We start from the raw sequence: 25966 nt of genomic DNA on the forward strand, positions 1-25966 counted from the left end.
GAAACAACGCTCAAATGAAAGATGCCTATTTTACCGTAGTCGCCAAGCGCGCTGGGGTTTCATCTACAAATACGCTAAAATACTGTTTTTGTGAGAAATTTAGCGTGCAATGAAGCAGGACAGCGGTAAAAAAATATTCATCAAGTCGTTTGGTTGCCAGATGAACGAATACGATGCCTCACGCATGGTGGACTTGATGCGTGAGCACGACGGCATGACCCAGACCGACAACATGGAAGAAGCCGATGTCATCCTGCTCAACACCTGCTCGGTACGCGAAAAAGCCGAAGAAAAAGTATTCAGCCACCTCGGCCGCATGATTCCGCTCAAAGAGAAAAACCCCAACCTGGTGATTGGCGTTGGCGGTTGCGTCGCCAGCCAGGAAGGCGACGCCATTATCAAACGCGCGCCTTATGTGGACGTGGTATTCGGCCCACAAACCCTGCACCGCCTGCCAGACCTGATTAAAGCCAAACAGACCGAAAACAAGCCGCAAGTCGACATCACCTTCCCCGAGATTGAAAAATTTGACCACTTGCCGCCACCACGCATCGAAGGCGCGACTGCATTCTTGAGCATTATGGAAGGCTGCAGCAAGTATTGCAGCTTTTGTGTGGTGCCTTACACCCGCGGCGAGGAGTTCTCGCGCCCGTTTGAAGACATCCTGACCGAAGCCATCCAACTGGCCGAACAAGGCGTCAAGGAAATCACACTGCTGGGACAAAACGTCAACGCTTACCGCGTACAGTATCAAGGCATAGAGGCCGACCTCGCCATGCTGATTGAAACCGTGGCTGAGATTCCGCAAATCGAGCGTATCCGCTACACCACCAGCCACCCCAACGAGATGAACGAACGCCTGATTGCCTGCCATGCCAATGTGCCCAAACTGGCTAATCAATTACATTTACCAGTGCAAGCTGGTAGCGACCGCATTTTGATGGCGATGAAACGCAACTATACGGCGCTGCAATACAAAGGCCTGATCCGCAAGCTCAAAGCGGCCAACCCGCAACTGACGATTACTAGCGACATCATCGTCGGCTTCCCTGGCGAAACAGAAAAAGACTTCCAGGCGACGCTCAAGCTAATGCGCGACGTGGGCTTTGATTATAGCTTTAGCTTTTTGTATAGCCCGCGCCCGGGAACGCCAGCCAGTTACCTGCCTGACGAAACGCCGCAAGCCGACAAAGCCGCCTGGCTCAAGCAACTGCAAACCGAAAACGAAAACAACGGTGACGCCATCAGCCGTGCCATGTTAGGCACGGTGCAACGCGTGCTCATTGATGGCCCGTCATGGAAAGATCCTAACCTGCTGGCAGGTAAAACTGACAATGGCCGTGTTGTAGATATCGCCGCCGATGCGCGCTTTATCCACCAGATGGTGCAAGTCAAAATCACCGACGTCTACAACCCCAAACGCCTAGTTGGCGAAATTGTGAATTAAGCATGGAAATTACGTTAAGCCCTGAAGACAACCTGATGCTGGCCAACTTATGTGGCCCGCTGGACGAGAACATCCGCCAGTTAGCGAACGGCCTGGACATTGACATCAACCGTCGTGGCAGCACGTTTTACCTGAGCGGCACACAAACCAATATGCGCTTGGCCGCGCAAATGCTGGAAAACTTTTACGCACGCTCCAAAAAACCGATAGACCTGGAAGACATTCAACTGGGCCTGGTAGAAATCGACAAGCTCAAACCAGAAGAAGTCAGCTCCAGTGCCATGCCCACGCTGATGACCCGCCGTGGCGACCTGCATGGCCGCACCCCGCGCCAGGTCAGCTATTTGCAACAGATACAGGATCACGACATCACGTTTGGCATTGGTCCTGCCGGTACCGGTAAAACCTATCTGGCCGTGGCCAGCGCGGTAGACGCAATGACGCGCGACCGTGTGAAAAGAATCGTGTTGGTTCGTCCTGCCGTAGAAGCGGGCGAACGCCTGGGCTTTCTGCCAGGTGACTTGAACCAGAAAGTCGACCCTTACCTGCGTCCACTATACGATGCGCTGTATGACTTGGCCGGTTATGACACCGTGAATAAGATGTTTGAACGTGGCGCCATTGAAGTCGCCCCGCTCGCTTATATGCGTGGCCGCACCTTGAACCAAAGCTTTATTATTCTGGATGAAGCGCAGAACACCACGCCAGAGCAGATGAAGATGTTCCTCACCCGCATTGGCTTTGGTACCAAAGCCGTCATTACAGGTGACGTCACGCAGATTGACTTGCAGCGTCATCAGAAAAGCGGCTTGGTAGAAGCGCAGAAAATCCTCAAGGATGTGAAGGGCATTGCCTTTACTCAGTTTATGTCGCAAGACGTAGTGAGGCATCCGTTAGTGCAGAAGATTATTAATGCGTATGAGAAGTTTGAGCAGAGTGCTCAGAAAAGTGACTAATAAACGCTAAACATATCCTCGCCTTTTTCGCCTCTCGGCGAGTCACTTTCTGGTGCTTGTCCCCCAGAAAGTAACCAAAGAGGAAGACACCCAGCCATCACGGCCTGCGGCTCCCTTGCGTTGCTCGACAAAGTGGGCGCCCATCGAAACTCGCCCTAGCGGCTTGCACAAAACGCAAGCCACCGCGGAACTCGAACAGCCGATGGCCGACTACTCCCACTCTGTCTCCGCTACTCAGCGCGATGGAATGGGGTTTATCTCGCCAAAACACCAGCGTAGAAGTTTGAACGGTTAAAAAAACAGATTCATTTGTGATGATCACTAATGGTGGCATTCGCCTGGTGTTCGGGGTCCCCATCTGCCGCGCCGAGCAACGCAGGATTGGCGGGGGCAGTCGGCAATCAACTGTTTGAGTCCCGCAACAGGCCACGTTGTGTGTGGCTTGTCAGGACGAGCTTTTGATTGACGCCCGGCAAGCCGAGTAGCACAGGATACAAGCGGAAGCTGGGGTGCATTTCTTTTGGTTACTTATTCTTTGTGCAAACAAAGAAAAGTAACTCGCCGAAAAGGCGAAAAGCAACCTCCCTCCAAAGAACAACCTTTTACCGCAATCACACCACGCCTAACGTTCAGCTTACAAAGCGACCTCAGTATAAGTTGGAAACTTCTGCATAATCTCTGCAAACAAAGTGCTTTCCAACCACCCCTCCAACCACGACCGCAATCGTGGATAAACACTCCCCGCAAACCACTCAGCATCCACTGCCGCAAACTGGCGGATAAACGGGAAAATCGCCACATCCGCTACACTGGCAGAATCACTCAACAAAAAACGATGTTGCTGCAAGACTGTTTCCAGCGCTTGCAAGAACTGCTCGCCTTGCTGACGGTAAAACAATTGCTGTTGTTCCGGATAACGCTCTGGATATTTATAGCGGTCGAGGGCCTTTTTAAAATCACCATCATTGATACTAATGAAGTGATTAACGGCTTCACGGTCAGCATGTAACCAGCCTTGCGGATCATGCTGCGCTAATGCCCACTGCATAATATCCAGACTTTGCTCTAACACCGTGCCATCTGGCAGTTGCAAGACTGGCACCGTGCCTTTGGGGGAGATTTGCAATAAATGTGCAGGCTTGTCGCGCAATGACACTTCACGCACTTCAAGCTGAATTTGCGCTGCCCATAAGGCCATACGGGCACGCATGGCATATGGGCAACGGCGGTAGGAGTAAAGAATAGGCAATGCCATTAGAGCAGTGCTTTGCGGCAATCCTTGATGAGTTGTGGGCCTTTATAAATCAGGCCACTGTAGAGCTGCACCAGGCTGGCACCTGCGGCTATTTTTTCTTTGGCATCGTCGCCATTTAAAATGCCACCTACACCAATAATAGGCAAACTGCCTTGCAGTGCCGCCGCCAGGGTTTGAATCACGCGTGTAGAGCCTGCTTTCACTGGCGCACCAGATAAGCCACCCGTCTCTTCTGCATTTTTTAAACCTGCCACAGCATCACGTGCCAGCGTGGTGTTGGTGGCGATGACGCCATCCAGGCGGTGTTGCATGAGTAGCTCAGCAATTTCCTGTACTTGCTCTGTGGTCAAATCTGGTGCAATTTTGAGGGCGACAGGCACATATTTGCCATGCACTTGCGAGAGGATTTTTTGCTCGGATTTGAGTGTGGCCAGCAATTGGCCTAGCGCATCTTTTTCTTGCAGCGCGCGCAGGTTCTTGGTGTTGGGTGAAGAGATATTCACGGTGATATAGCTGGCATGGCTATACACTTTGCGCATGCAGGTCAGGTAATCCTCAGCCGCCCTGTCGTTAGGCGTGTCAAAGTTCTTACCAATATTGATACCAAGGATGCCTTTAAACTTGCTGGCTTTTACGTTCTGGATGAGCTGATCCACACCCAGGTTATTAAAGCCAAAGCGGTTAATAATGGCCTGAGCCTCAGGCAAACGGAACAAGCGCGGCTTGGGGTTGCCGGGTTGCGCGCGCGGCGTGACCGTGCCGACCTCAATAAACCCGAAGCCTAGCGCTGCCATACCATCAATCACGGCGGCATTTTTGTCCAGGCCTGCGGCCAGGCCTACCGGGTTAGGAAAAGTCAGTCCCATCACTTGAGTAGGCTGATCGGGTAAACGGCCTGCAGCCAGTGTTAACAACCCGAGTTTTTCAGCGCGCTTGAGCGATTGCAAGGTAAGGTCATGTGCCTGTTCTGCATCCAATTGAAATAGCAGCGGTTTAAGCAGCGGGTAAATATTCATACGTCACTTTTCCTGAATCTTTTTTTAATGCGTGGCAATGGTCGCTTATTTCAGCGCTTGTTGCCTGCATCACTTTTGCGTTACATCAAAAACCATGTTGATCATAGGGTTCAAAATATTCCTCAGATGCATTGCTTGCCAGATAACTAGCTTACAGGAGGAAACCCCATGAAAATTTTGATTGATTTGTTATCTACTGACTATGGTTTGATGAGTTTTATCGTGATTGCCATTATCTTTGTGGTCATGACCTGGGCAGGCATTTATGTCTACCTCAAGGCACGCCAGCAATAAGTAGCTGACACGGCTCGACCACTAACACAAACCCCGCTTGCGCGGGGTTTGTGTTGTTTACAGCAGCACTTTTTCAATGCCGCCGTTATTGGCTTTCTGGATATAATTTTCCATCCAGTTTTCACCCAGCACATGCTTGGCCATTTCCACCACAATGTAGTCGGCTTCAATACCAGTGTCATCACCGTAGCGTGACAAGCCTTGCAGGCAGCTTGGGCAAGAAGTCAGGATTTTGACTGGCTGCTCAGGAGCACCCACGGTCAAGCCCATTTTTTCCATGCCTTTTTCCAGCTCTTCCTGCTTGCGGAATTTGACCTGGGTCGCAATATCAGGACGTGCCGCTGCGAAGGTGCCAGACTCACCGCAGCAACGGTCATTCAGCGCCACATCAGTGCCCATGAGCTTGTTAGTGACTTCCATCGGCTTGTAGGTCTTCATCGGCGAATGGCAAGGGTCATGATACATATACCGTGTACCCGTCACGCCTTGCAGGCGCATGTCTTTTTCCATCAGGTATTCGTGGATATCGAGCAAGCGGCAGCCCGGGAAAATCTTCTCGAACTCGTATTTCTGCAACTGATCCATACAAGTCCCGCAAGACACAATCACCGTCTTGATATCCAGGTAGTTCAGCGTATTGGCGACACGATGAAACAGCACGCGGTTATCCGCCGTAATCTCCTGGCCTTTGTCGTGATTGCCAGAGGCTGTTTGCGGGTAACCGCAGCACAGGTAGCCTGGTGGCAATACGGTGATCGCGCCTACTTCGTACAGCATGGCTTGCGTGGCCAGGCCGACGTTAGAGAACAAGCGTTCGGAACCGCAGCCTGGGAAATAGAACACGGCTTCCGAATCCTCGGTCACTTTTTGCGGATTGCGGATGACCGGAATCATGCTGTCGTCTTCCACGCCCAGCATCGCACGCGAGGTCTTGGACTGCATTTTCTTCGGCATTGGGCGATTAATAAAGTGAATCACCTGCGCCTTGATTTCAGGCTTGCCTACGGTCGCTGGCGGCGCTTTTTTATCCTTGAGCAGGCCAAATTTCTTGGCCAGGCTATTGGCCACATTAATCGCCTTATAGCCCATGCCTATCATGGTACCGCGCAGCAACTTAATAGTCGCCGGATCCTTGGCATTCAGGTACAGCATGCCTGCTGCCGTGCCTGGATTGAATTTCTTTTTACCTTGCTCGCGCAGGAAGTTACGCATCTTGACTGACACGTCACCGAAGTCGATATTGACCGGGCACGGCTTTTCGCAACGGTGGCAGACCGTACAATGGTCAGCCACGTCGTTAAACTCATCAAAATGCTTGAGTGAAATACCGCGACGCGTCTGCTCTTCATACAAGAAGGCTTCAATCAACAGAGAAGTACCCAGAATCTTGTTACGTGGCGAGTACAGCAAGTTGGCGCGTGGCACATGCGTAGAGCATACTGGCTTACACTTGCCGCAACGCAAGCAGTCAGAAATATCATCGGCAATCTCGCCAATGGCAGACTGCTCCATGATGATGGACTCTTGCTCCAGCAAACCAAAGCTAGGCGTATAGGCGTTTTCCAGCCCGGAACCCATCAACAATTTGCCTTTGTTAAAGTGGCCTTTCGGGTCTACCTTGTTTTTGTAAGCGGCAAAGGTATCAATGGTGGCCTGGTCCAGGAACTCCATCTTGGTGATACCAATACCGTGCTCACCGGAAATCACACCATTAAGGCCTCGTGCCAGATCCATCACACGTGCCACGGCGGCGTGTGCGTCCTGCATCATGCCGTAGTCATCGGAGTTGACCGGGATATTGGTGTGCACGTTACCGTCACCAGCGTGCATATGCAGCGCAATAAACACGCGGCTTTTCAATACGGTTTTCTGGATTTCGTCCAGCTTGTCGAGAATTTTCTGGTATTCGCGGCCAGCAAAAATATCCGCCATCGGGCGCTTGAGCTCACGCTTCCAGGACACACGCAAATCATATGATTGCACGGCGCGGAACACATTGTCATATTGCGTAAACGCTTTGCCCAACTCGCCCAACACAGCTACAGGCTCATCCAGCGTATTGAGTAACAAACGCCATTTGGCACGCACGTCGCGCAATAATTGCAGCGCAATATTCTGCTTGGATTTCACGCCTTCGGGGTCAGCATTGCCGTCTTCGTCCGGCTGCAATGGCAGATCGCCGGAGACAAAGGCTTCGAGCTCGTCAACCAGTCGCAATTTATTCTGAATCGACAACTCAATATTGATGCGCTCAATACCATCAGAGTATTCGCCCAGGCGTGGCAATGGAATCACCACGTCTTCGTTAATTTTAAAGGCGTTGGTGTGACGCGCAATGGCCGCTGTGCGTGAACGATCAAGCCAGAACTTTTTACGCGCCTCGGCCGAAACGGCAATAAAGCCTTCACCGTTACGCGCATTGCACATACGCACCACGGCAGACGCCACTTCACCAACAGCGTTTTCGTCATCAGAAGCGATATCGCACAACAACACCATTTTAGGGCGTTGCTGACGCGCAGCCTTGGTCGCGTAACCCACAGCCTTCACATAGCGCTCGTCCATGTGCTCTAGGCCAGCCATGATCACAGCTGGGTCTTGTTTGGCGGTCGCATCCAGGTAGTCTTTGATTTCAACAATGGCAGGCACCGCGTGCGACACATTGCCAAAAAATTCCAGTGCAATGGTACGCACGTGCTTGGGCATGCGGTGCAGAATAAAGGTCGCAGACGTAATCAGGCCATCACAACCTTCTTTTTGCACGCCAGGCAAACCAGACAAAAACTTGTCGGTCACGTCTTTACCCAGGCCAACCTTCCGGAAGCTAGGGCCAGGAATTTCGAGAATCTCTGGCTCGGACAGCAGGTTCTTGAAGTCGATGTCGTAGCGGCTGATTTTAAAGCGCGCCATGTCGATATCGTGAATCTTGCCCAGGTTATGGTCCAGGCGCTCCACTTCCAACCAGGTGGCGTCAGGCGTCACCATGCGCCATGAGGCGAGGTTATCCAGCGCGGTGCCCCACAGCACGGCTTTTTTACCACCGGCGTTCATGGCAACGTTACCGCCAATACAGCAGGCATCCGCAGAGGTTGGGTCGCAGGCAAATTCCAAGCCGGCCGCAGTGGCTGCGTCCATGGCACGGCGTGTCACGACCCCGGCACCACACTCAATGGTGGCTACCTGGCGTGAGACACCCGGCAAGGTGCGCATTTGCACGCCGGTGTGCTGATCCAGTTTTTCGGTATTGATGACGGCAGACAAAGGTGTCAACGGCACGGCACCACCGGTATAACCAGTACCGCCGCCGCGCGGGATAATGGTTAACCCTAATTCGATACACGCACGTACCAGGTAGGAAATCTCGGCTTCGGTATCCGGGTTAATCACCACAAAGGGATACTCGACACGCCAGTCGGTCGCGTCGGTCACATGTGAGACGCGTGCCAGACCATCAAACTGCACATTATCTTTGCGCGTAAACTTGGTCAGTTTGGCCATGGCTTTTTTGCGCAAATCGGCGGTTTGCTTGAAGTCATCCGCAAATTTTTCTACCGCTTTGGTAGCTGCAGTCACCAGCTTCTGCACTTTGTCATTACCGCTACTGCGTTCATCAATCGCAGAAATTCGGTGATACAAGGCCTCGATCAGGGCTTTGCGGCGCTTGGGATTCTCCAGCAAGTCATCTTGCAGGTAGGGGTTGCGGGAAACCACCCACAGATCGCCCAGCACCTCAAACAGCATGCGTGCACTACGTCCCGTTTTACGCTCAGCGCGCAAGGCATTCAAAATGCCCCAAATTTCTTCACCCAGAAACCGAATGACAATTTCGCGGTCTGAGAAGGAAGTATAGTTGTACGGAATTTCGCGTAAACGCGTGAGAGGAGTAGAATTGTGCTTTAACAAATCTGCGTTAACAGGTGCGTTCATTGATAATTTATCAAAAACAAAAGCTAATTATACCACGCCACATTCGGCACAAACACGGTACAACGGCTAGGGTTTTTGAGTAATCAGGTTTTAAGATGTCTACATTCAAATCCAAATGTAAAAAATGGGTAGTACCACTGGTCGCATTAGCCTTGTTTGCGGGCCTGGCAGTTGCGGTGATGCAAAAGCCACAAGCCCCGGAAGTCACATTCACCACGTTAACTGGTGAAAAAATCAGCATGCAGTCACTACGTGGCAAAACCGTACTGGTCAACTTCTGGGCCACGGACTGCCCTGGCTGCATCAAGGAAATGCCAGAGTTGATCGACACTTACCAGCAATACAAAGACAAAAACCTGGTCGTAATTGCCGTCGCCATGCCTTACGATCCACCCGCCCAGGTTGCCAATTACACTAAAGAAAAAGCCCTGCCTTTTAACGTCATGCACGATGGTTACGGCGAAATGGTGAAGGCCTTTGGCGATGTCAACCTCACCCCAACGACCTTTATTTTTGATGCCAAGGGCAACCGCGTACAAAAAACCATAGGCGAACTCAACTTCCCCGAGCTGCGTAAACTACTCGACCAGAAAGCCAGCTAAATGTTGTGGGTGAAAGCGTTTCATCTCATTTTTGTCACCAGTTGGTTTGCCGGGCTGTTTTACCTGCCGCGCATTTACGTCAACCTGGCGATGGAGCAAGATCCGCAAGCTCAGGCACGCCTGCTGCTAATGGCACACAAACTCTACCGGTTTATGCAGCCACTGATGTTGCTAGCCTTGGCATTTGGGATTTGGTTATGGTTAGGTTACGGTTTCAAGGGCGGCTGGCTGCATGCAAAGCTGACCCTAGTGGCGTTACTGATAGGCTACCACCATGCCTGTGGCAGCCTGTTGAAAAAATTCAGCGCCCAGCAAAACCGCCGCGGCCATGTCTGGTTCCGCTGGTTTAACGAAGTCCCAGTACTGATCCTGATTGCCATCGTCATCCTGGTTGTAACCAAACCGTTCTAAGCACATGCTGGACGCATTGTTGCAATCCGAATGGCTGATCCGCATGCTGGACAAATCCGGCAAGCGGGCCGCACACAGGTTACTGGCAGTATTCAGCATTCTCGACGACCTGCTGTCCAGCCCGATAGTGCAACCGCTACCTGACACGACAGCAACCCTCAATCCGCCAGACAGACTACAACATTACCTGAGCACCCAGGCACAACTGGCAGGAGCAAGGCTGCCGGACATGCTGGCCAATCAGTTGTATTTCATGGCACTCAGCGCCTGCCAGGAAAAGCTGCTACATCCACAATCCAGCGCACTGCAGCACGCCAGGCAAGCCGCGCAGGCACTGGTGGACGTACAAACCAGACGCGAGATCAACTGGCTAGCTATCCGCAATTATGGCGTGGTGATGGCGACATTGTTTTTTGGTCTCATGGGTGGATATTACTGGCATATGCAGGTCACCCCTACGCCTGTATTACAGGCAAAGTCACCGGAATACCCACCGACTGCACATCCGCTATCTCACGAAGCCAGCCCATCCGAAACTGCCGCCATTTACAGCCGCCTGGAAACCATGAAACACGGCGATTGCCGCCTGCTGGAAGCCATTCAACTACCAGAACGACTGAAAAGTATCTATATCGAAAACATCATCAACGGCCATGTCACCACCAATCGCGACGAACAAGTACTCGTCAACCAATTGCTCGACCAGGTGAAATGCAATTACACGCCCAAGCTGATGGTGAACTCCAAATAAAAAAGCCGTCGCAATCACGACGGCTTGATGAGCACTACTTAATTACTGGAACAATGTTTTCAGCTGATTCAAACCACCATCATAAACGCCCTTGATGGCATCAGAGGCAGCCTTTTCATCGGCCGGTGCTTTAGGCAAGAAATGGCTTTCCCACACCACCACAGACTTGCCATCGCCATTGCTATGCACGCTCACAGTAGAGGCGTACTCATTCACCGGCAACACGCCATCAGTGATTTTGTATGAATAGCTTTTGGCTTTGGCGTTATAGGCCGTCAATGTTTCGTTAATTTTACCGCCATCTTGCAAGGTTAATACGCGCTTGGCACCCGCATTGTTGTTTTTACCAGAGACAATCTCGGTTTTGGCCACTGCCGGATGCCAGGCACCCAGATCGCCAAAATCAGCGACTTTTTTCCAGACCACATCCACCGGCTGATTCAACTCAACCGACTTGACCACAAATAACGGCTCCGCCGCAAATACGCTGCCAGCAGTTGCCAATAATGTTGCTAATACCAATGATTGTAGTTGACGCATGATGTTCTCCTTTTGTGATTGACTGACCATAAAACTATACTATACGGTATAGTATATTTAACATGATAACAAAAACTAAATCAATAGGATTTATTCCTTGCACCTTGGCTTACCTCTATACAAGGCGGTATAGAGTGCTATAATCAAAACATGAATACTTTAAAGCAAAAGATTCTTCAGGTTTCCACTGACCTGTTTCAGACGCGTGGCATTAATTCCACCGGCGTGGACACGATTGTGGCCGTAGCCGGCACTACCAAAATGACGCTTTACAAGTATTTTGAAACCAAGGAAGAGCTGATCCTGGCCGTGTTGCAGCAAAGCCATCAGGACTTTCAAAACTGGATGAATGAAAAACTGGGTGGCCTGGGTGGCAGCCCGAATGAAAAAATCCAGAAACTGTTTGAATTCATTGAAGAATGGGTGACCTCGCCCTCCTTCACCGGCATCGCCTTCATTAAGGCCTCAGCAGAATTCCCCAACGAAGAAAACCGTATTCACCAACTGTCTTCACAGCAATCGCGCGAGTTCCGCCAATTTATTACCAAGCTGGCGCAAGATGCCAATATTAAAGATGCCGAAGGCTTGGCGCTGCAACTGTCCATCCTGTTTGAAGGTGCGGTGCAGGCCGAGCAAATCAAACGTGGCTCAGGCGCCATCAAATCGGCTAAAAAAGCCGCCAAAACCTTAATCGACATTGCCATCAAGCAATCCTGAGCCTCATCAGGCTTTCAGCACTTGCCAGCAGCCAGCCTGGCGGCAATAATAGCCTCACTTTCAATTAAAGACTTTAAGCGTTCATGAACATTCTAATTTGCGGCTCACTGGCCTACGACACCATCATGGTGTTTCCTGACCAATTTAAAAACCATATTCTGGCAGACAAAATCCATAAACTTAGCGTGGCCTTTTTGGTGCCGGAGATGCGCCGTGAATTTGGCGGCACCGCAGGCAACATCGGCTACAACCTGCAATTACTGGAAGGCCAGCCACACATCATGGCCACCGTAGGGGATGACTTTGCCCCTTATCAGGCCTGGTTGGAGCAAAATAATATTGATCCACGGCATATCACCACCGTGGCAGGCACTTACACCGCACAGGCGTTTATCACTACTGATATGGACGACAACCAGATCACCGCCTTTCACCCAGGCGCCATGCAGCATGCGCACGCCAACAGCGTGAATGATGCGCGGGATATCAAACTGGCGATCATTGCGCCCGACGGCCGCGATGCCATGTTCCAGCACGCCAAAGAGTGCCATGATGCGGGCATTCCGTTTATGTTTGACCCTGGCCAGGGCTTGCCGATGTTTAATGGCGAAGAACTGCTGCACTTTATTGAAATGGCCGACTACCTGGCGGTGAACGATTACGAGTCACAAGTCATCCAAGACAAAACAGGACTATCATTAGAGCAACTGGCGGCTAAAGTCAAAGCGCTGATCGTGACGCTGGGTAGCGAAGGTTCACATATTTATGCCGATGGTCAACGCCATGATATTCCGTGCGTTAAAGCAGAGGCCTTGGTAGACCCGACCGGCTGTGGTGATGCTTACCGTGCTGGCTTGTTATATGGCATTGTACGTGGTTGGGACTGGAAAGCCTGTGGCCGCCTGGCATCGACCATGGGGGCGATCAAGATTGCCAGCCGCGGCGGCCAGAACCACCAGCCAAGCCGGGCAGAAATTGAAAACATTTATAGCCATGCACTGGTGCAGGATGCGCTCAAAGAAGACCCATCCCTGCGCCAGAGTGCCAGCTAAACAATACATAGATATAAGTGATTGACGTTAAATAGTTAAGTGATGTGTGTAAATACTAGGAGAGAAAAATGACAACACGCGTATTAAAATGGATGGCTGTCGCAGTAATCACCGGGGTATTGGCGGCGTGCGCTAGTTCAAACTCCGGCAATGTGTATTCACGAGACGAAGCGCGTAAAGCACAAACAGTCAAAACCGGCGTGGTGGAAAGCGTGCGCTCTGTGAAACTGGAAGGCACCAAGTCACCTGTCGGGACCATTGCCGGTGGCGCCATTGGCGGTATCGCGGGTAGCTCGGTCGGCGGCGGCAAAGGCAGTGCGATTGCAGCGGTGATTGGCGCAGTGGCCGGTGGCCTGGCAGGCTCTGCCGCAGAAGAAGTGGCGACACGTAAAAACGCTTACGAAATCACAGTCAAGCTGGATGGCGGCGGTTTAGTCGCCATTGTGCAAGAGGCTGACGAGCAATTTAACGCGGGTGACCGTGTGCGTATTGTTGAAAACGGCGGCACTTCACGCGTATCGCACTAAGCACGTAAATAGTTTCATTTAAAAGAGCGGCCATGGGTCGCTCTTTTTTATTTAGTGCGTGCAGTTTAGTCACTGGCGGCGTCACACAACTGTCACACCAACGTCACCAATCGTTCATGTGACACTCCTAATATCTCGCTAAACCTCAACCAAGGAGTTGCGTGATGTTAGAACGCCATCTGCAAGAACACGGCACATACCAGACCGAGATTCAATCGCCAGCCAGCGCCCGTAAGCCAGCTTCAACACTGAGCGTGGCACTGGCCACCAGCGCAGAAGAGATTATGGAAGCACAACGCCTGCGCTACCAAGTGTTTGCCGAAGAAATGGGCGCACAAATCAAAGGCCAGCAAGGGCTGGATGTCGATGGCTTTGATGCCTTTTGTGATCATTTACTAGTACGCGACGATGCGACCCAGCAAGTTGTCGGCACTTACCGCATATTGAACCCGATGCAAGCAATGCTGGCAGGTGGTTACTACTCCGCTGGCGAGTTTGATTTAAGTCGTTTGGCACCCCTGGCGGACCGCACGGTAGAAGTCGGTCGCGCTTGCGTACACGCAGACTACCGTAGCGGCGGCACCATCACCATGCTCTGGGCAGGCCTGGCAAAATACATGATGGCGCGCCAGTATGAGTATATGATCGGTTGCGCCAGCATCTCCATGCACGACGGTGGCCATACCGCGGCGTCCCTGTTTAACAACCTGCGTGACGACTATTTATCGCCTGCTGAATACCGCGTGTTCCCGCATAACCCTTTGCCAATTGACGCCCTGGATCAATCCCTGACCGTCACTTGCCCGCCACTGGTCAAAGGCTACTTGCGACTAGGGGCTTATATTTGCGGCGAACCGGCCTGGGACCCTGCTTTTAATACGGCAGATATGCTGGTATTGTTACCCCTGTCTCGAATGAATCCCAGATATGCTGCGCATTTCTTGAAATAACTTGCCACAAACTTCAATGATCGTTCGCGGGTGGCGCATCACCCGCATCACACTGCATGTCCTGACAGGTGTTACCTTAGCCGCCATTGTGCTACCAGTATGCAACCGCTGGATGCGGCTCGGCCTGATTCAATGGTGGTGCAAACGCCTGCTGCAATGTTTTAACCTGCGCGTGACCACCAGCGGCGAATTACCCGATATCCGCACCCACGGCGTGTTGTTTGTGGCCAACCATATTTCCTGGTCAGACATCCATGCCATCAACAGCATCATCCCGGTGCGCTTTGTCGCCAAGCTGGAGATCAGAAACTGGCCGGTCTTTGGTTACCTGGTCAGAAAGTCAGGCACCATTTTCATCAACCGTACGCGTAACCGCGATGCAGCGCGTGTAGTGAATATTTGCAGTCATGCGCTCAAATTGAATGACAATCTGTGCGTGTTCCCGGAAGGCACTACCACCGAGGGCCTGAGTGTGCTGCCGTTTAAAAGCAGCCTGATTCAGGCGGCTATCGAGGCCAACACTAAAATCATCCCGGTGGCGATTCACTATCCGCTGCCTGATGGCCAACCAAACCTGGACGCAGCTTACGCTGGCGACACCTCAATCATCGAATCGATGAACGCCTACCTGAAGATGCAGCAACCGGCGGTGAACTTGCATTTTGGTACGCCGATTGCTGCCAGCGGGCAATCACGACAACAGCTGGCTCAGCAAGCCCATGCGCAGATTACCGCAACATTATTTGGTTAAATGGCCGGCTCCCTAGCGCAGCCATTGCACCAGCATCCCCACCACTGCATACGCCGCGATCACGGCAATCACATTCAGTTTAAAGCGCGCTAACGCCAACCACGCCACAACGGCCAGGCCGATGGCTAGCCAGTCTATGCCAGGGAACCATGTGCTCTGCAAAAACACATGGTAAGCAAAAAACAGGGCCAGATTTAAAATCACACCGACCACGGCAGCAGTAATCGCGCTCAATGGGGCTGTGAGGCGTACATTGTCACGTGTATTTTCAATCAGCGGCGCACCGCTAAAAATAAATACAAAACTGGGCAAAAAGGTGAAAAAAGTCACCACCGTCGCCGCTAAAAAGCCCGCCAGCAATGGCCCATCTGCTGCCAGCGCCTGGTTGAGCCAACCGCCAACAAAACCGACAAAGGTCACCACCATGATCAATGGGCCAGGCGTGGTCTCACCCAGCGCCAGGCCATCCATCATCTGCGCAGGACTGAGCCAATGGTAATGATCGACCGCACCCTGATAGACATAAGGCAAGACGGCATAGGCACCGCCAAAAGTCAGCAAGGCCGCTTTGCTGAAAAACCAGCCCATTTGCGTCAACGCCCCTTGCCAGCCGAAGTGCCACCACAAGCCAGCCATCACCAATAGCCAGAGAATCCCCCCCGTGACTGCAATGCGCACCATGCCCAGCCAGCTAAAACGCGCATGTGCCGGTGTAGGCGTGTCATCATCAATCAGGGCACGGCCGAAATGCTGCGTGGCCGCACCATGCCCGCCCACGGTAAAGAGCGTTGGCGCCAGGCGTGCACCGATCAAGCCCAGGCCTGCAGCAGTCAATACGATCAGAGGAAACGGCAATTTGAACAGGAAAATCGCCACGAATGCCAAGGCAGAAATCGCCCACATGACGCGATTTTTTAGCGCGCGCGTGCCAATGCGATAAGCCGCAAACAGCACAATCGCTACCACCGCCGGTTTGATGCCGTATAAAGCGCCCGCCACAGTCGGCACGTGACCATAAGCCATATAGACCCAGGCCAGCAACACCAGCATAAAAAACGAAGGCAAGACAAACAACACTCCGGCGATCACGCCGCCCCAGGTACGATGCATGAGCCAGCCAATATAGGTGGCCAGTTGCTGCGCCTCCGGGCCAGGCAATACCATGCAATAATTGAGCGCATGTAAAAAACGTTTTTCCGAGATCCAGCGTTTTTGCTCCACCAGGTCGTGATGCATGATGGCAATTTGCCCGGCCGGGCCGCCAAAGCTAATCAACCCGAGTTTAAGCCAATACCAGAAAGCTTGCCTGAGCGACACTGGCGCAGGCGGCGTGTGTGTATCGGTGGGAGATGTCATATCAGAAGAAGAATGTGCGTGCATAAGGCCTCATTTCATAGGGGAATGCTCACGACTAAGCATGACCCAAGATTTGAGCAGTCCTTGGACGCAAGGCGTCTTGAAGCGGGGAGGCTGCCGGATCCCCAGTGCGCATCATAGCATATATACCGCACCCACAGCCGACGCAGTCATAAGGCCTGTCAGCGCACATAGGCATCCACACCTGTTTTTAAAATGAGTAGTGAGACCACTAGCATAAAGACCCGGCGCACCAATCCGGCACCATGTTTGAGCGCCAGAGACGTTCCCAGCACGCTGCCCGCAATATTCGCTGCGGCCATCACCAGCCCCACCTGCCACCATACATGGCCCGTCGCCGCCAGCATCAGCAGTGCGGCAAAATTCGTGGTCGCGTTCAATACTTTGGCCGAGGCAGAAGCTTGTAAAAAATCCTGCCCCAAGCAGCGCACCAGCAAGAAAATAAAAAAACTACCCGTACCCGGTCCAAAAAAACCGTCATACCAGCCAATCAATGCGCCAATTACCAGTGCCAGCCACAAACGTGTTTTGGCGCTGTGTTGTGTCCTGCCATGTTGCAGGCCAAATTGGGGATATTTGAACGTATAAACCAACACCAGCAGCAATACCCAGGGCAACAGCTTGCGCAAGAACTGCGGATCCATCCAGGTCAGCGTCCACGCCCCCAGGCCAGACCCGGCAAACGCGAGCAGCGCCGCTGGGGCCAGCCAGCCCCACTCCAACTGTACACGACGACCATAACGCCAGGCGGCGACCGTGGTACCAAACACGCTGGAACATTTATTCGTGCCCAGTAATAATGATGGCGACGAGGCAGGATAAGTCGATAACAGTGCGGGCACCGACAGCAGGCCACCGCCGCCGACCATCGCATCCATGACCCCAGCCACGAATGCTGCCACCACTACTAACCACACTTCCATGACAGACGAGCCGACTACTCGCCAACCGTGCCTGCTGGCCGGTCGCGCGGATCTAAGGGCACTTGGGTAAACGCCCCGGTTTCCAGCGTATAAGCCGTCAACTGCCGCCCCCACAAGCAACCGGTATCCAGGGCAACGACGCCCTCGCCTTGATATAAGCCCAGGGCAGACCAATGACCGAACAGAATGGTTTGGCTGGCTTGCGCCGATTGCCGTGCAGCCACTTTGAACCAGGGCTGATAGCCAGCCGGAATATCCTGCACCTCACCTTTGAAGGCAAACTCCATTGCCCCAGTGTCATCGAGCAAACGCATGCGCGTCAGGGCATTGGTGATCGCGCGCAAGCGATCAATACCGGTTAAGCGATCATCCCAGGCGGCAGGGTGGTTGCCATACATCTGCTGCAAAAAGTTTAAATAATCTGCTGACTGCAACACAGCCTCAACCTCGGCCGCCAGCGCCCTGGCCTCTGGCAAGGTCCATTGCGGATAGAGCCCGGCGTGCAGCATGGCAAAATCGTCTTCCAGCACCATCAGCGGCTGTTGGCGTAACCAGCCGAGCAACGCTGCACCATCGTCGGCAGAGAACAATTCCGTCAACGTATCAAAGCGATGCGGTGGCCGGATATGATGTGCTACGGCAATCGCGTGCAGGTCATGGTTACCCAGCACCAGCCGCACATGGTCACGCTGTGCATATACCCAACGCAGCACTTCCAGAGAGCCGGTACCGCGATTAATCAAATCACCTACCAGCCACAGGCTGTCACGGCCAGGCTGAAAGTCCACCTGCGCCAGTAAATGCATCAGGGAATGGTAGCAGCCCTGGATATCACCAATTGCGTATCTCGCCATGGATTCTACTTTGCCAGAAAAACGAATTTACCAATAAAAAAGCCGCTTGATTCAAGCGGCTTCTCACATTCACAGCAATTACTTCTTCAAGCTGGCAGGATCAAACTTTGCACCAGCCTGATTTGCCATATAAGCCACGGCATCAGCCACTTCATGGTCGCTCAGGTCAGCCGCACCGCCGCGTGGTGGCATGCTGCGGATACCTTCTGTCGCATGTTTAACCAGTGTTTCATAGCCTTGTGCAATACGCGGGCCCCAGTCACCAGCGTTACCGATTTTTGGCGCACCCAATGCACCTACGCCATGACAGGCCACGCAAGTGCCTTTCACAATCTCCTCACCACTTTTCTCAACGTGGGCACCCGCGGCTTCAGCCACTTCAATGGTCGCCACCGGTTTGATGTTTGCCACGACTTTTTGCTCGACTGCGTCTGTTTCTTCTTTGGAAGGTGCTGCTTTTTCACTGCCAAACACGCCAAACAGGTAAGCCAGTAACGAAACCAGCAAAGTGAAACCAACAATGGCACCTGGAATCGCAATAATTAACTCTTTAATGCTTGAACCTTGTTTGTAATCCGACATATCCGTATCCCGTTGCGTTAGAAAAAATATCCCCGCGATTATAACGCAGAACGACAGGACAGGAAACGCGCGTGCAGGCTTTTCCATGTGCCTAAAAGCAAACAGCCGGGCATGTGCCATGCCCGGCTGAATGTAGTCAGAATGACAGATTACTTCTGACGGCGACGCATGGCAGCCATCGCGACCAGGCCCAAGCCCAGCATCGCAGCAGAGCCTGGCTCAGGCACGGCACTGATACGGAACAAGGAAGTTGTGTTGGAACCTTCGTTGGCAAATGCCAAGAAGATAGCGCCGTCTTTTTCAAAGGCGACCAGGCCTTCTGGCGCCAGATCGCCATCAGACACGATCATGTCGATAAAACTGACCTTGGTCGGGTCGGTAATATCAAACAGCGCAATCGCACCTTTCAGGGTTCTTTCCAGACCCACCGCCGCAATGGTACGGCCACCCAGCGTGAACAAATCTACGCCTTCTGGCTCCACACCTTTGTCACGGCTACGGCCATCATCGTAAATGCCACGTGCAAATGCTTCTTTATCAAGGATATCGCCACTGTCGTACACCAGGTTGCCATCGGCATCACGGATGCTGAAAGAGCGTGCGCCTGCTGCGTACAGATCGCCTGGAGATGAATCCGTATTCGACACACGGATATTGGCCAAGTCGCCAGTCGCGCCCAGTGAGCTGGCGGCAGAGCGGTCACCGTCATCTTCACGGAAATCACCTTCGTTAGCTGTCACCAGGTAAGTCGTGCCAGCCACGTCGTAGGTCGCGATACCGTCAGGCATGTACAAGCCCTTTACGTTAGCGCTGATAAAATTAACGCTGCCATTATTGAGCGGATCGATACTGTTACCCGGCTGACTGAAGTCTTTCGCGCCCAAGCCCACCACTTGGGTGAATGAATGCGTGTTCAGGTCCAGAATACCAATCGCATTGGCCTCTTGCAGCGTGACATAGGCTTTACTGCCGTCGGCACTCACGGCGATGTACTCTGGCTCGAAGTCCATGCCGGTATTGGTGCGGATATGGCTGCCAGAAGTTGGTACACCAGCCAAAGTGGCCGTCGCAGCCACAGTGCGGCTGGTCACATCAATAATCGTGACGCTACCGACCGGGTCATTGGCAGATGCGCCATACACACGTGGTACGCTGTTGCCGATACGTGAACCATAGACATTTGGCGTGCCTTCGTTGGCGACCAGAATTTTGCTGCCATCTGGGGTGAATGTCAGCATGTCTGGCAATGCACCCACGGTAAATGTGTTGGTGCCTGCGGCCAGGCTTCTGCTGGAAGTGTCATACAACTGCACGATACCTGCATTGGTACGTGTATTGTTTTCAATGGCAAATGCAGCCATGCCATTGCTAATGCTCACGCTGTTGATACTGCCATAAGCACTGGTATCAATACGTTGCAGCAAGCTACCGGTGTTCGCATCTAATACGTCCACCCCTTTTACGCCCGCCACCCACAAAGTGTTGGTGGTCGCATCAAAGGCCGGAATTTCAGACAAATAGCCACTACCGCTGTGGGCAAATGTCCACTCTTTGCTAATCTGGTACGTTGTTGCCGCTTGTGCCATGCTCATGCTACCGAACAGCAAGCCCATCATTAAAGTCATTTTTTTCATGTGTTTACCCTCTCCTCAAAACTCCAGAGAGCATAGTCACCCAACATGACAAATCCTTGACGCTGGCATGTCAAAAACATGGCAGCGGACTACGTATTACAGTCTGGCATAAGCGTAATTTTGCGGATAAACCACTTTCTCGCGCGCATCGGTCCAGATAATGTCGCAATTGTCATCATCCATATGCACCATGCGGCCATTGCGGTCGACACAATACTCGCCGCACACAATGCGGTCTTCAATCGCATAACCCTGGGCAATGCGCGTGTAATCAAACAAAATCGAGCGAATCACCGTGCTGTCGCGCTGGATATGGCAACCAGAGTTAATCCAGGTGGGGCCGACAATCCGGGTATTTTTATCAATGCGTGAGCCTGAGCCGATATACACCGGCCCCTCAATCTGCGTGTGCTCCCAATCAATATGCACATTCAGCCCCACCCACACACCGGGTTTGACCTGCTTGCCCGGAATCGGCATAGATGGGAAAAAACCCTGCATCATTTGCTGCATCACCAGCCAATAATCGCTCACCACGCCAATATCAATCCAGTTAAACGGATGCTGGATCGCGTAAAACGGCAGGCCGCGCTGCACCAACAAAGGAAACAAATCCGAGCCAATATCAAATTCGCTGCCGGAAGGAATCAGGTCTAATACTTCAGGTTCGAAAATATAAATCCCGGTACTCGCCCAGTTGGAGCGCGCCTCTAACTGGCTGGGCTTCTCCTGAAAAGAAATGATACGGCCTTCATTATTAGTCACCACCACGCCATAGCCAGACACCTTATCCATAGGCACCTGCATGGTCACCAGGCTCGCCAATGCGCCCTTCTCCTTGTGCTCTTTCACCGCACGCGTAATGTCGAGGTCAATAATCGCATCACCGCACAACACAATCGTCGTGTCGTCAAAAAAGCCGCTAAAGTCCTGAATCTTGCGCATGCCACCTGCGGAGCCGACCGCATGCGGCACAATCTTGCCATCAACAATATCGCCCTCAAACGAGTAGCCAATATTCACGCCAAAGCGATGACCATCTTCAAAGTAATCCTGAATTTTCTGGTGCAGGTAACTCACATTCACCATGATATCGGCCACGCCATGCATGGCCAGATGCTCAATCAAATACGCCATCACTGGCTTACCCAACACCGGGATCATCGGCTTAGGCAATTCATAAGTCAGCGGCCGAACACGCGTGCCCTTACCCGCGGCCAAAATCATGGCTTTCATAGTGCAACACCCTTAAATAACTTAACGTTTACTGGCTAAGCATAGCCACGCACTATGACAACATTATTTCAGCAGCGTAGTTGCCAGGTGGGCAAGAAGAGAAAATAGCCCGCACGCGCGCCAAGCCAGCGCGACTTATTTGCTATAATGGCAGGATTGCGCCCGTAGCTCAGCTGGATAGAGTATTGGTTTCCGAAGCCAAGGGTCGTGGGTTCGACTCCCGCCGGGCGCACCAGACAGAAAAGCAAAGCCAAGATAGTGATTACTAGCTTGGCTTTTTTGTGTCCAGAACGGAAAGTTAAGTCAGTCGGTAGGTTTTCCTTTGCATAGCTATCACAGCTATCCAATCATCGCCGTTTATGGCGTTAGACCTAAACCAATTTAGCCAGCATTGCTTCAAAATCAAGTCTTAGCATTAATGACCATGGTGAGGTTTTGGCCCCCGTTTTTATGGGATGAAAAAACAGAATATCGGATCTATTGTGCGCTTCAACAAATGGTCTTCCTTCGCTAATGGCTTTTTTAGCCTCCGGCGTAAGATCATGAGCAGGCTTGCCCACACGCTCTATGTCTGGATGTGTAATATAAGACCCCGCATTTGAAATCAGGGCATATGAGCCAATCCCGTAAGGTTTAAGCTGACTTAAATCTTCCTGAAATTTATTAAGCGCGAAATCAATCGCCGATACCCCGATAAACTTGCCTGCAGACATAATCACCACGACCATCGTAGCCACTTGTACGGCCTGGCCGTTACTTAACACATACTCAAAAGGCTCTGTCATTAAATTCTTGCCCAGTCGCCTTGGTTGGTCATACCAATGATTCATCCCGGACGCTTCATAGGCTTCTAATTTGTCACCTACCATTGCGCCACTAGCGCGATTCCAATAAGGAATAAAGCGGCCTGTCTCATCATGCCCTTCTTTGTTGATATATTCGTTATCCAATCCATCGAAGGCATTTGGCTCAAAACAACAGGCGTAACCTAGCACATCAACATCGGCTTTTAGATTCGCCATCAAGAGCGCATTCACTACATCACGCTTTGGCCTAATGCGGGACGCTCTCATTCCTTCAATCAGATTTTTAATGCCTGACAGGCTGGTTTCCAGCTGCATAAAACGCATTTCAATCTGCATTGCTTGCGCCGCCACAACAAAAGAGGCGCTTTTTAACAGTGAGTCTTTCTCTGCACGCAACACTTCAAGGCTGGCTTTCACCGAGTCATTTTTAATCGAGGAAACAATGCGACTGATTTCAGTCGCTGCTTTGGATGATTGCTCAGCCATCACGCGCACTTCGCCTGCAACAACGGCAAATCCAAGACCGGCCTCGCCTGCCCTTGCAGACTCGATGGTTGCATTCATTGAAATGAGTGTTGTTTGTTTAGCAACCTGCTTAATAATGTCAGCGACTTTGCCGATTTCATTTGAACTGACCTCTAGGCCTTTGACGAGATTTTTGACCAGCTCAATCGTCTGGCCTGTGCTCGAATCATTTAATTGGATACTCAATTACTTTACCTCTCATTCAACCCAAAGTGAGTTACCCCCATGAAGGGGAGTAAATAAGAAAGGGGGCTGGTGCCCCCTTTAGCTCTTACAAACAATCCATGGTAGTGGATCGCAGAGCTTATTATTTCGCCCTTATGAGGCTAAATGACTCGTAAAGTACACAATCACACCCGCAGCAATCAGTGCGACATATGGAAGTACACCTGCGGTCGTTTTCTGATCACCGTCCAAAAGCATGTCTTCTTGCATTTCCTTAGGTAACACCCCTTTATCCACGATGTAATGTCTCCAGATAAAGATCGGGAATACCAGTCCTGCCATCACCAAACCGCTCATTAATGTACCGGCACCCCAGATGTTGGCGCCCAGCCCCATGAGGGTGACGTTAACAAAAGCCAGGAAAGTACCTAATACGATCAAAATGGTCGGCGCTTTGTAAGGGCGTTCCCAATTTGGTCTATCCATACGGTGAATCCAGCCTGCGTTCAGGTTCAGGAAGTTGAAAATGACGTAACTGACATTCGCGGCGGCAAGCAAGAACATATAATCAGACATCATCAGCAAGATGAAGTTGAAGATCATGTTGGCCCACATCGCGCTTGTTGGTGCGCCATGCTCGTTCACTTTGGACAGGAACTTTGGCAGCAAGCCATCTGCGGAACCTTGATACAAGGTGCGTGAAGCACCAGACATGGTGGTCATGATTGAAAGCAGCAATGCCAGGATCAGCATCACCACAACCAGATTGGCAATAAACGCGGTATTACCCAGAATACCAGACAGGGCTTTTGCAACGCCCATACCACTATAAATATCAGGCGCCAGCATACCGTCATACACAGCGGCACTGGTGACATTACCTGCGGCGTCAGTCACTGCTGGGGTAATCAGTTGCCCTAAGCCCAAATGGCCCTGGAATGCCAATGGCACCAATGTGAACACGCCCACACAAAGCAAGCCAGAATAGAAAATGGCCTTGAAAGTATCAGTTTCAGGATTTTTAAATTCGCGGGTGTAACAAACGGCTGTTTCAAAACCATAGGTTGACCAGGCGGCGATAAACAAACCACCTGCCATCAACACCCAACCATCAAGATTCCACAGCCCGTCAATGACGTTGCCTACACTATCGTAAGCCAATGGCGATAACGGGAAAAAGTGCTCAGAAGGCATATCCCCTGTGATCAGTGGCACAAGCCCGATCATAATCAGCGGGATCAAAGCTGCAACGCCCAAAATCATGGTAGTTCTGGCTGAACGCAGAATGCCGCCATTCTGGATGAAGTAAACCAGTAAAAGTAAGGCGGAGCCAATGACAAAAGTGGCATTGATACGTAGCGTCAGTCCCTCTTTCAACATGCCCAAATCCAGGAGTGTCAGCTGCCAGGTATTGATGGCGGCATCGGGGGCAAACATTGCCGTGAGAATATACCCTGCCGCCAACCCTGAACCAATGGAAAGTACAGGCGTCCAGGCGACCCAGTTACACCAAATTGAAAGTGGTGCGACAAACTTGCTGTAACGAATCCAGGCCACGGCGCCATACACGGATGCACCACCCGTTTTATGTGGAAACAAGCCGGCAATTTCTGCATAGGTAAATGCCTGAATAAAGCCAAAACCAATGGAAATCATCCAGACCAGCCAAGCTGGTTTACCCACCGTGGCCGCAATGGCCCCCATTGAAAACAACACTAAAGCGGGCACCCCGCTGGCAACCCAAAATGCACCAGTCCAGCTAATTGTGCGATGTAGCGAGGCATTTCCAGCCACTACATCGTTGCTGACATCTGCGGTGATTGCATCTGTCACTTCTACCGTTTTTTGCACACAAACCTCCCTTGAATTGAATCTGCCTAACCCCACTCAACCATCGCTATTACTTCATAAGTTTTTATAGGCGACCCATCATTTAAAAATTAATAAACATCGCTTCACGATACTGATTGATCGGAATACACAACTCCCGCTTATCGCATCGTCGTCAATCATAGCGACGTGAAAAGTGACTTTCTATTACCACTTAGGCTTACCTCATAAGTGGTAGCTGCAAGCGCACAAACATCAGATACACTGCGAATCGGCGTTCTGGAATGGATCTGCTACGCCCTAAACAGAGATGCAGTTTCAATCTATTGAAGAGGTTTTCAGAGTGAATGTCATAGCAAAGAACTTATCCGGTGCCGGGCTGAAAATTGGCATTGTGTTATCAAGGTTTAATAGCGGGATTGGCGATGGTCTGCTGGCAGCCTGCACAGAGAAATTATGGGCGTTAGGAGTCAACATCGAAGATATCACCATTGCGTCTGTGCCGGGCGCATTGGAAACGCCCCTGGTGTTGCAACACATGGCGCTGAGCGAGCAATACGATGTGCTGATTGCCCTGGGGGCTATTGTCCGTGGAGAGACTTACCACTTTGAAGTGGTTTCAAATGAGTCCGCGCGTGGCATTTCAGACGTGCAACGGAATACCGGTGTGCCGGTGGCAAATGCCATCCTCACCACAGAAGATGATGACCAAGCCCTGGCTCGAATGCACATCAAAGGGGCAGAAGCCGCCGAAGTGGCCATAGAAATGCATCACCTGGTCAAGAAGATACAAAACACTTAGTTAATTTTAGCAACCGAGTGAATCTGAAAGGGATCG

The 25966-nt window shown here is 51.7% G+C and carries 24 protein-coding genes and 1 tRNA gene; 13 read left to right on the top strand and 12 right to left on the bottom strand.

What is annotated here, in order from left to right:
- Positions 1–109 precede the first annotated feature (109 nt).
- Together miaB and ACIDE9_RS09730 are read left to right on the top strand one after the other, a co-directional pair.
- Complete coding sequence (gene miaB / locus ACIDE9_RS09725; protein WP_411994443.1) at positions 110–1447, top strand: tRNA (N6-isopentenyl adenosine(37)-C2)-methylthiotransferase MiaB; 1338 nt, start codon at positions 110–112, stop codon at positions 1445–1447.
- Positions 1448–1449: 2 nt separating this feature from the next.
- Positions 1450–2403 carry a PhoH family protein gene (locus ACIDE9_RS09730; RefSeq protein ID WP_411994445.1) on the top strand — a complete coding sequence of 318 codons (954 nt, stop codon included), beginning with the start codon at positions 1450–1452 and terminating at the stop codon, positions 2401–2403.
- 634 nt (positions 2404–3037) lie between these two features.
- Here ACIDE9_RS09730 and ACIDE9_RS09735 read toward each other — a convergent pair.
- Both ACIDE9_RS09735 and ACIDE9_RS09740 read right to left on the bottom strand, forming a co-directional pair.
- On the bottom strand, positions 3038–3658 hold the full coding sequence (locus ACIDE9_RS09735; RefSeq protein ID WP_411994446.1) for a glutathione S-transferase: 621 nt from the start codon (positions 3656–3658) through the stop codon (positions 3038–3040).
- Positions 3658–4674 carry a quinone-dependent dihydroorotate dehydrogenase gene (locus ACIDE9_RS09740; protein ID WP_411994448.1) on the bottom strand — a complete coding sequence of 339 codons (1017 nt, stop codon included), beginning with the start codon at positions 4672–4674 and terminating at the stop codon, positions 3658–3660. Before ACIDE9_RS09740 ends, ACIDE9_RS09735 begins: the two co-directional genes overlap by 1 nt.
- A 168-nt stretch (positions 4675–4842) precedes the next feature.
- Here ACIDE9_RS09740 and ACIDE9_RS09745 point away from each other — a divergent pair, with 168 nt between their 5' ends.
- Positions 4843–4968 (top strand): DUF3149 domain-containing protein, encoded by a 126-nt coding sequence (locus ACIDE9_RS09745; RefSeq protein ID WP_194741635.1) that lies wholly within the window; start codon positions 4843–4845, stop codon positions 4966–4968.
- A gap of 57 nt (positions 4969–5025) precedes the next feature.
- Here ACIDE9_RS09745 and ACIDE9_RS09750 read toward each other — a convergent pair whose 3' ends face one another.
- The gene (locus tag ACIDE9_RS09750) at positions 5026–8895 is read right to left on the bottom strand and encodes a DUF3683 domain-containing protein (RefSeq protein ID WP_411994451.1); all 3870 of its coding nucleotides are present in this window, start codon (positions 8893–8895) and stop codon (positions 5026–5028) included.
- A gap of 95 nt (positions 8896–8990) precedes the next feature.
- Between ACIDE9_RS09750 and ACIDE9_RS09755 the strand changes: the two genes are divergently transcribed.
- Genes ACIDE9_RS09755 through ACIDE9_RS09765 form a run of 3 tightly spaced genes read left to right on the top strand, consistent with a single transcriptional unit; the run spans position 8991 to position 10659 of the window.
- The gene (locus tag ACIDE9_RS09755) at positions 8991–9497 is read left to right on the top strand and encodes a peroxiredoxin family protein (RefSeq protein ID WP_411994453.1); all 507 of its coding nucleotides are present in this window, start codon (positions 8991–8993) and stop codon (positions 9495–9497) included.
- Positions 9498–9908 carry a CopD family protein gene (locus ACIDE9_RS09760; RefSeq protein WP_411994455.1) on the top strand — a complete coding sequence of 137 codons (411 nt, stop codon included), beginning with the start codon at positions 9498–9500 and terminating at the stop codon, positions 9906–9908. It abuts the gene before it with no gap.
- Between the two features lie 4 nt (positions 9909–9912).
- Complete coding sequence (locus ACIDE9_RS09765; protein ID WP_411994457.1) at positions 9913–10659, top strand: hypothetical protein; 747 nt, start codon at positions 9913–9915, stop codon at positions 10657–10659.
- A 42-nt stretch (positions 10660–10701) separates the two neighbouring features.
- On the opposite strand, the gene ACIDE9_RS09770 is transcribed toward ACIDE9_RS09765, so the two are convergent.
- The gene (locus ACIDE9_RS09770; protein ID WP_411994459.1) at positions 10702–11199 is read right to left on the bottom strand and encodes an SRPBCC family protein; all 498 of its coding nucleotides are present in this window, start codon (positions 11197–11199) and stop codon (positions 10702–10704) included.
- Between the two features lie 150 nt (positions 11200–11349).
- Here ACIDE9_RS09770 and ACIDE9_RS09775 point away from each other — a divergent pair, with 150 nt between their 5' ends.
- The 5 genes from ACIDE9_RS09775 (at position 11350) to ACIDE9_RS09795 (ending at position 15196) form a co-directional block, all read left to right on the top strand.
- The gene (locus tag ACIDE9_RS09775; RefSeq protein WP_194741629.1) at positions 11350–11916 is read left to right on the top strand and encodes a TetR/AcrR family transcriptional regulator; all 567 of its coding nucleotides are present in this window, start codon (positions 11350–11352) and stop codon (positions 11914–11916) included.
- An 83-nt stretch (positions 11917–11999) separates the two neighbouring features.
- Positions 12000–12968: a carbohydrate kinase family protein gene (locus ACIDE9_RS09780; protein ID WP_194754648.1), complete on the top strand. Its 969-nt coding sequence runs from the start codon at positions 12000–12002 to the stop codon at positions 12966–12968.
- A 68-nt stretch (positions 12969–13036) separates the two neighbouring features.
- Entirely contained in the window at positions 13037–13495 is a 459-nt protein-coding gene (locus ACIDE9_RS09785; protein WP_194754649.1) for a glycine zipper 2TM domain-containing protein, read from the top strand.
- Between the two features lie 164 nt (positions 13496–13659).
- The gene (locus tag ACIDE9_RS09790; RefSeq protein ID WP_411994462.1) at positions 13660–14445 is read left to right on the top strand and encodes a GNAT family N-acetyltransferase; all 786 of its coding nucleotides are present in this window, start codon (positions 13660–13662) and stop codon (positions 14443–14445) included.
- 16 nt (positions 14446–14461) lie between these two features.
- A complete protein-coding gene (locus tag ACIDE9_RS09795; RefSeq protein WP_411994464.1) occupies positions 14462–15196 on the top strand; it encodes a lysophospholipid acyltransferase family protein in 735 nt (244 codons plus the stop codon).
- Between the two features lie 12 nt (positions 15197–15208).
- Here the strand turns inward: ACIDE9_RS09795 and chrA are convergent, their stop codons facing one another.
- The 6 genes from chrA to ACIDE9_RS09825 form a co-directional block, all read right to left on the bottom strand.
- Positions 15209–16576 (bottom strand): chromate efflux transporter, encoded by a 1368-nt coding sequence (chrA, locus tag ACIDE9_RS09800; RefSeq protein ID WP_411994466.1) that lies wholly within the window; start codon positions 16574–16576, stop codon positions 15209–15211.
- A gap of 158 nt (positions 16577–16734) precedes the next feature.
- Positions 16735–17496: a sulfite exporter TauE/SafE family protein gene (locus tag ACIDE9_RS09805; RefSeq protein ID WP_411994468.1), complete on the bottom strand. Its 762-nt coding sequence runs from the start codon at positions 17494–17496 to the stop codon at positions 16735–16737.
- Between the two features lie 14 nt (positions 17497–17510).
- On the bottom strand, positions 17511–18350 hold the full coding sequence (locus tag ACIDE9_RS09810; protein ID WP_411994469.1) for a symmetrical bis(5'-nucleosyl)-tetraphosphatase: 840 nt from the start codon (positions 18348–18350) through the stop codon (positions 17511–17513).
- Positions 18351–18428: 78 nt separating this feature from the next.
- Complete coding sequence (locus ACIDE9_RS09815) at positions 18429–18932, bottom strand: c-type cytochrome (protein WP_019883185.1); 504 nt, start codon at positions 18930–18932, stop codon at positions 18429–18431.
- A gap of 149 nt (positions 18933–19081) precedes the next feature.
- Positions 19082–20566, bottom strand: coding sequence for a choice-of-anchor I family protein (locus tag ACIDE9_RS09820; protein ID WP_411994471.1), 1485 nt, complete (start codon positions 20564–20566; stop codon positions 19082–19084).
- Positions 20567–20662: 96 nt separating this feature from the next.
- Entirely contained in the window at positions 20663–21802 is a 1140-nt protein-coding gene (locus ACIDE9_RS09825; protein WP_194754656.1) for a sugar phosphate nucleotidyltransferase, read from the bottom strand.
- Between the two features lie 158 nt (positions 21803–21960).
- Here ACIDE9_RS09825 and ACIDE9_RS09830 point away from each other — a divergent pair.
- Positions 21961–22037: transfer RNA gene (locus ACIDE9_RS09830), tRNA-Arg, on the top strand.
- A gap of 136 nt (positions 22038–22173) precedes the next feature.
- On the opposite strand, the gene ACIDE9_RS09835 is transcribed toward ACIDE9_RS09830, so the two are convergent.
- Together ACIDE9_RS09835 and ACIDE9_RS09840 are read right to left on the bottom strand one after the other, a co-directional pair.
- Positions 22174–23319: a methyl-accepting chemotaxis protein gene (locus ACIDE9_RS09835; RefSeq protein WP_411994473.1), complete on the bottom strand. Its 1146-nt coding sequence runs from the start codon at positions 23317–23319 to the stop codon at positions 22174–22176.
- 132 nt (positions 23320–23451) lie between these two features.
- Positions 23452–25149 (bottom strand): APC family permease, encoded by a 1698-nt coding sequence (locus tag ACIDE9_RS09840; protein ID WP_411994475.1) that lies wholly within the window; start codon positions 25147–25149, stop codon positions 23452–23454.
- A gap of 322 nt (positions 25150–25471) precedes the next feature.
- Between ACIDE9_RS09840 and ribH the strand changes: the two genes are divergently transcribed.
- On the top strand, positions 25472–25930 hold the full coding sequence (ribH, locus tag ACIDE9_RS09845) for a 6,7-dimethyl-8-ribityllumazine synthase (protein ID WP_411994477.1): 459 nt from the start codon (positions 25472–25474) through the stop codon (positions 25928–25930).
- Positions 25931–25966 lie beyond the last annotated feature (36 nt).

Origin of the sequence: Methylophilus sp. 'Pure River' (assembly GCF_046765995.1) — a bacterium.
Lineage (GTDB): Bacteria > Pseudomonadota > Gammaproteobacteria > Burkholderiales > Methylophilaceae > Methylophilus.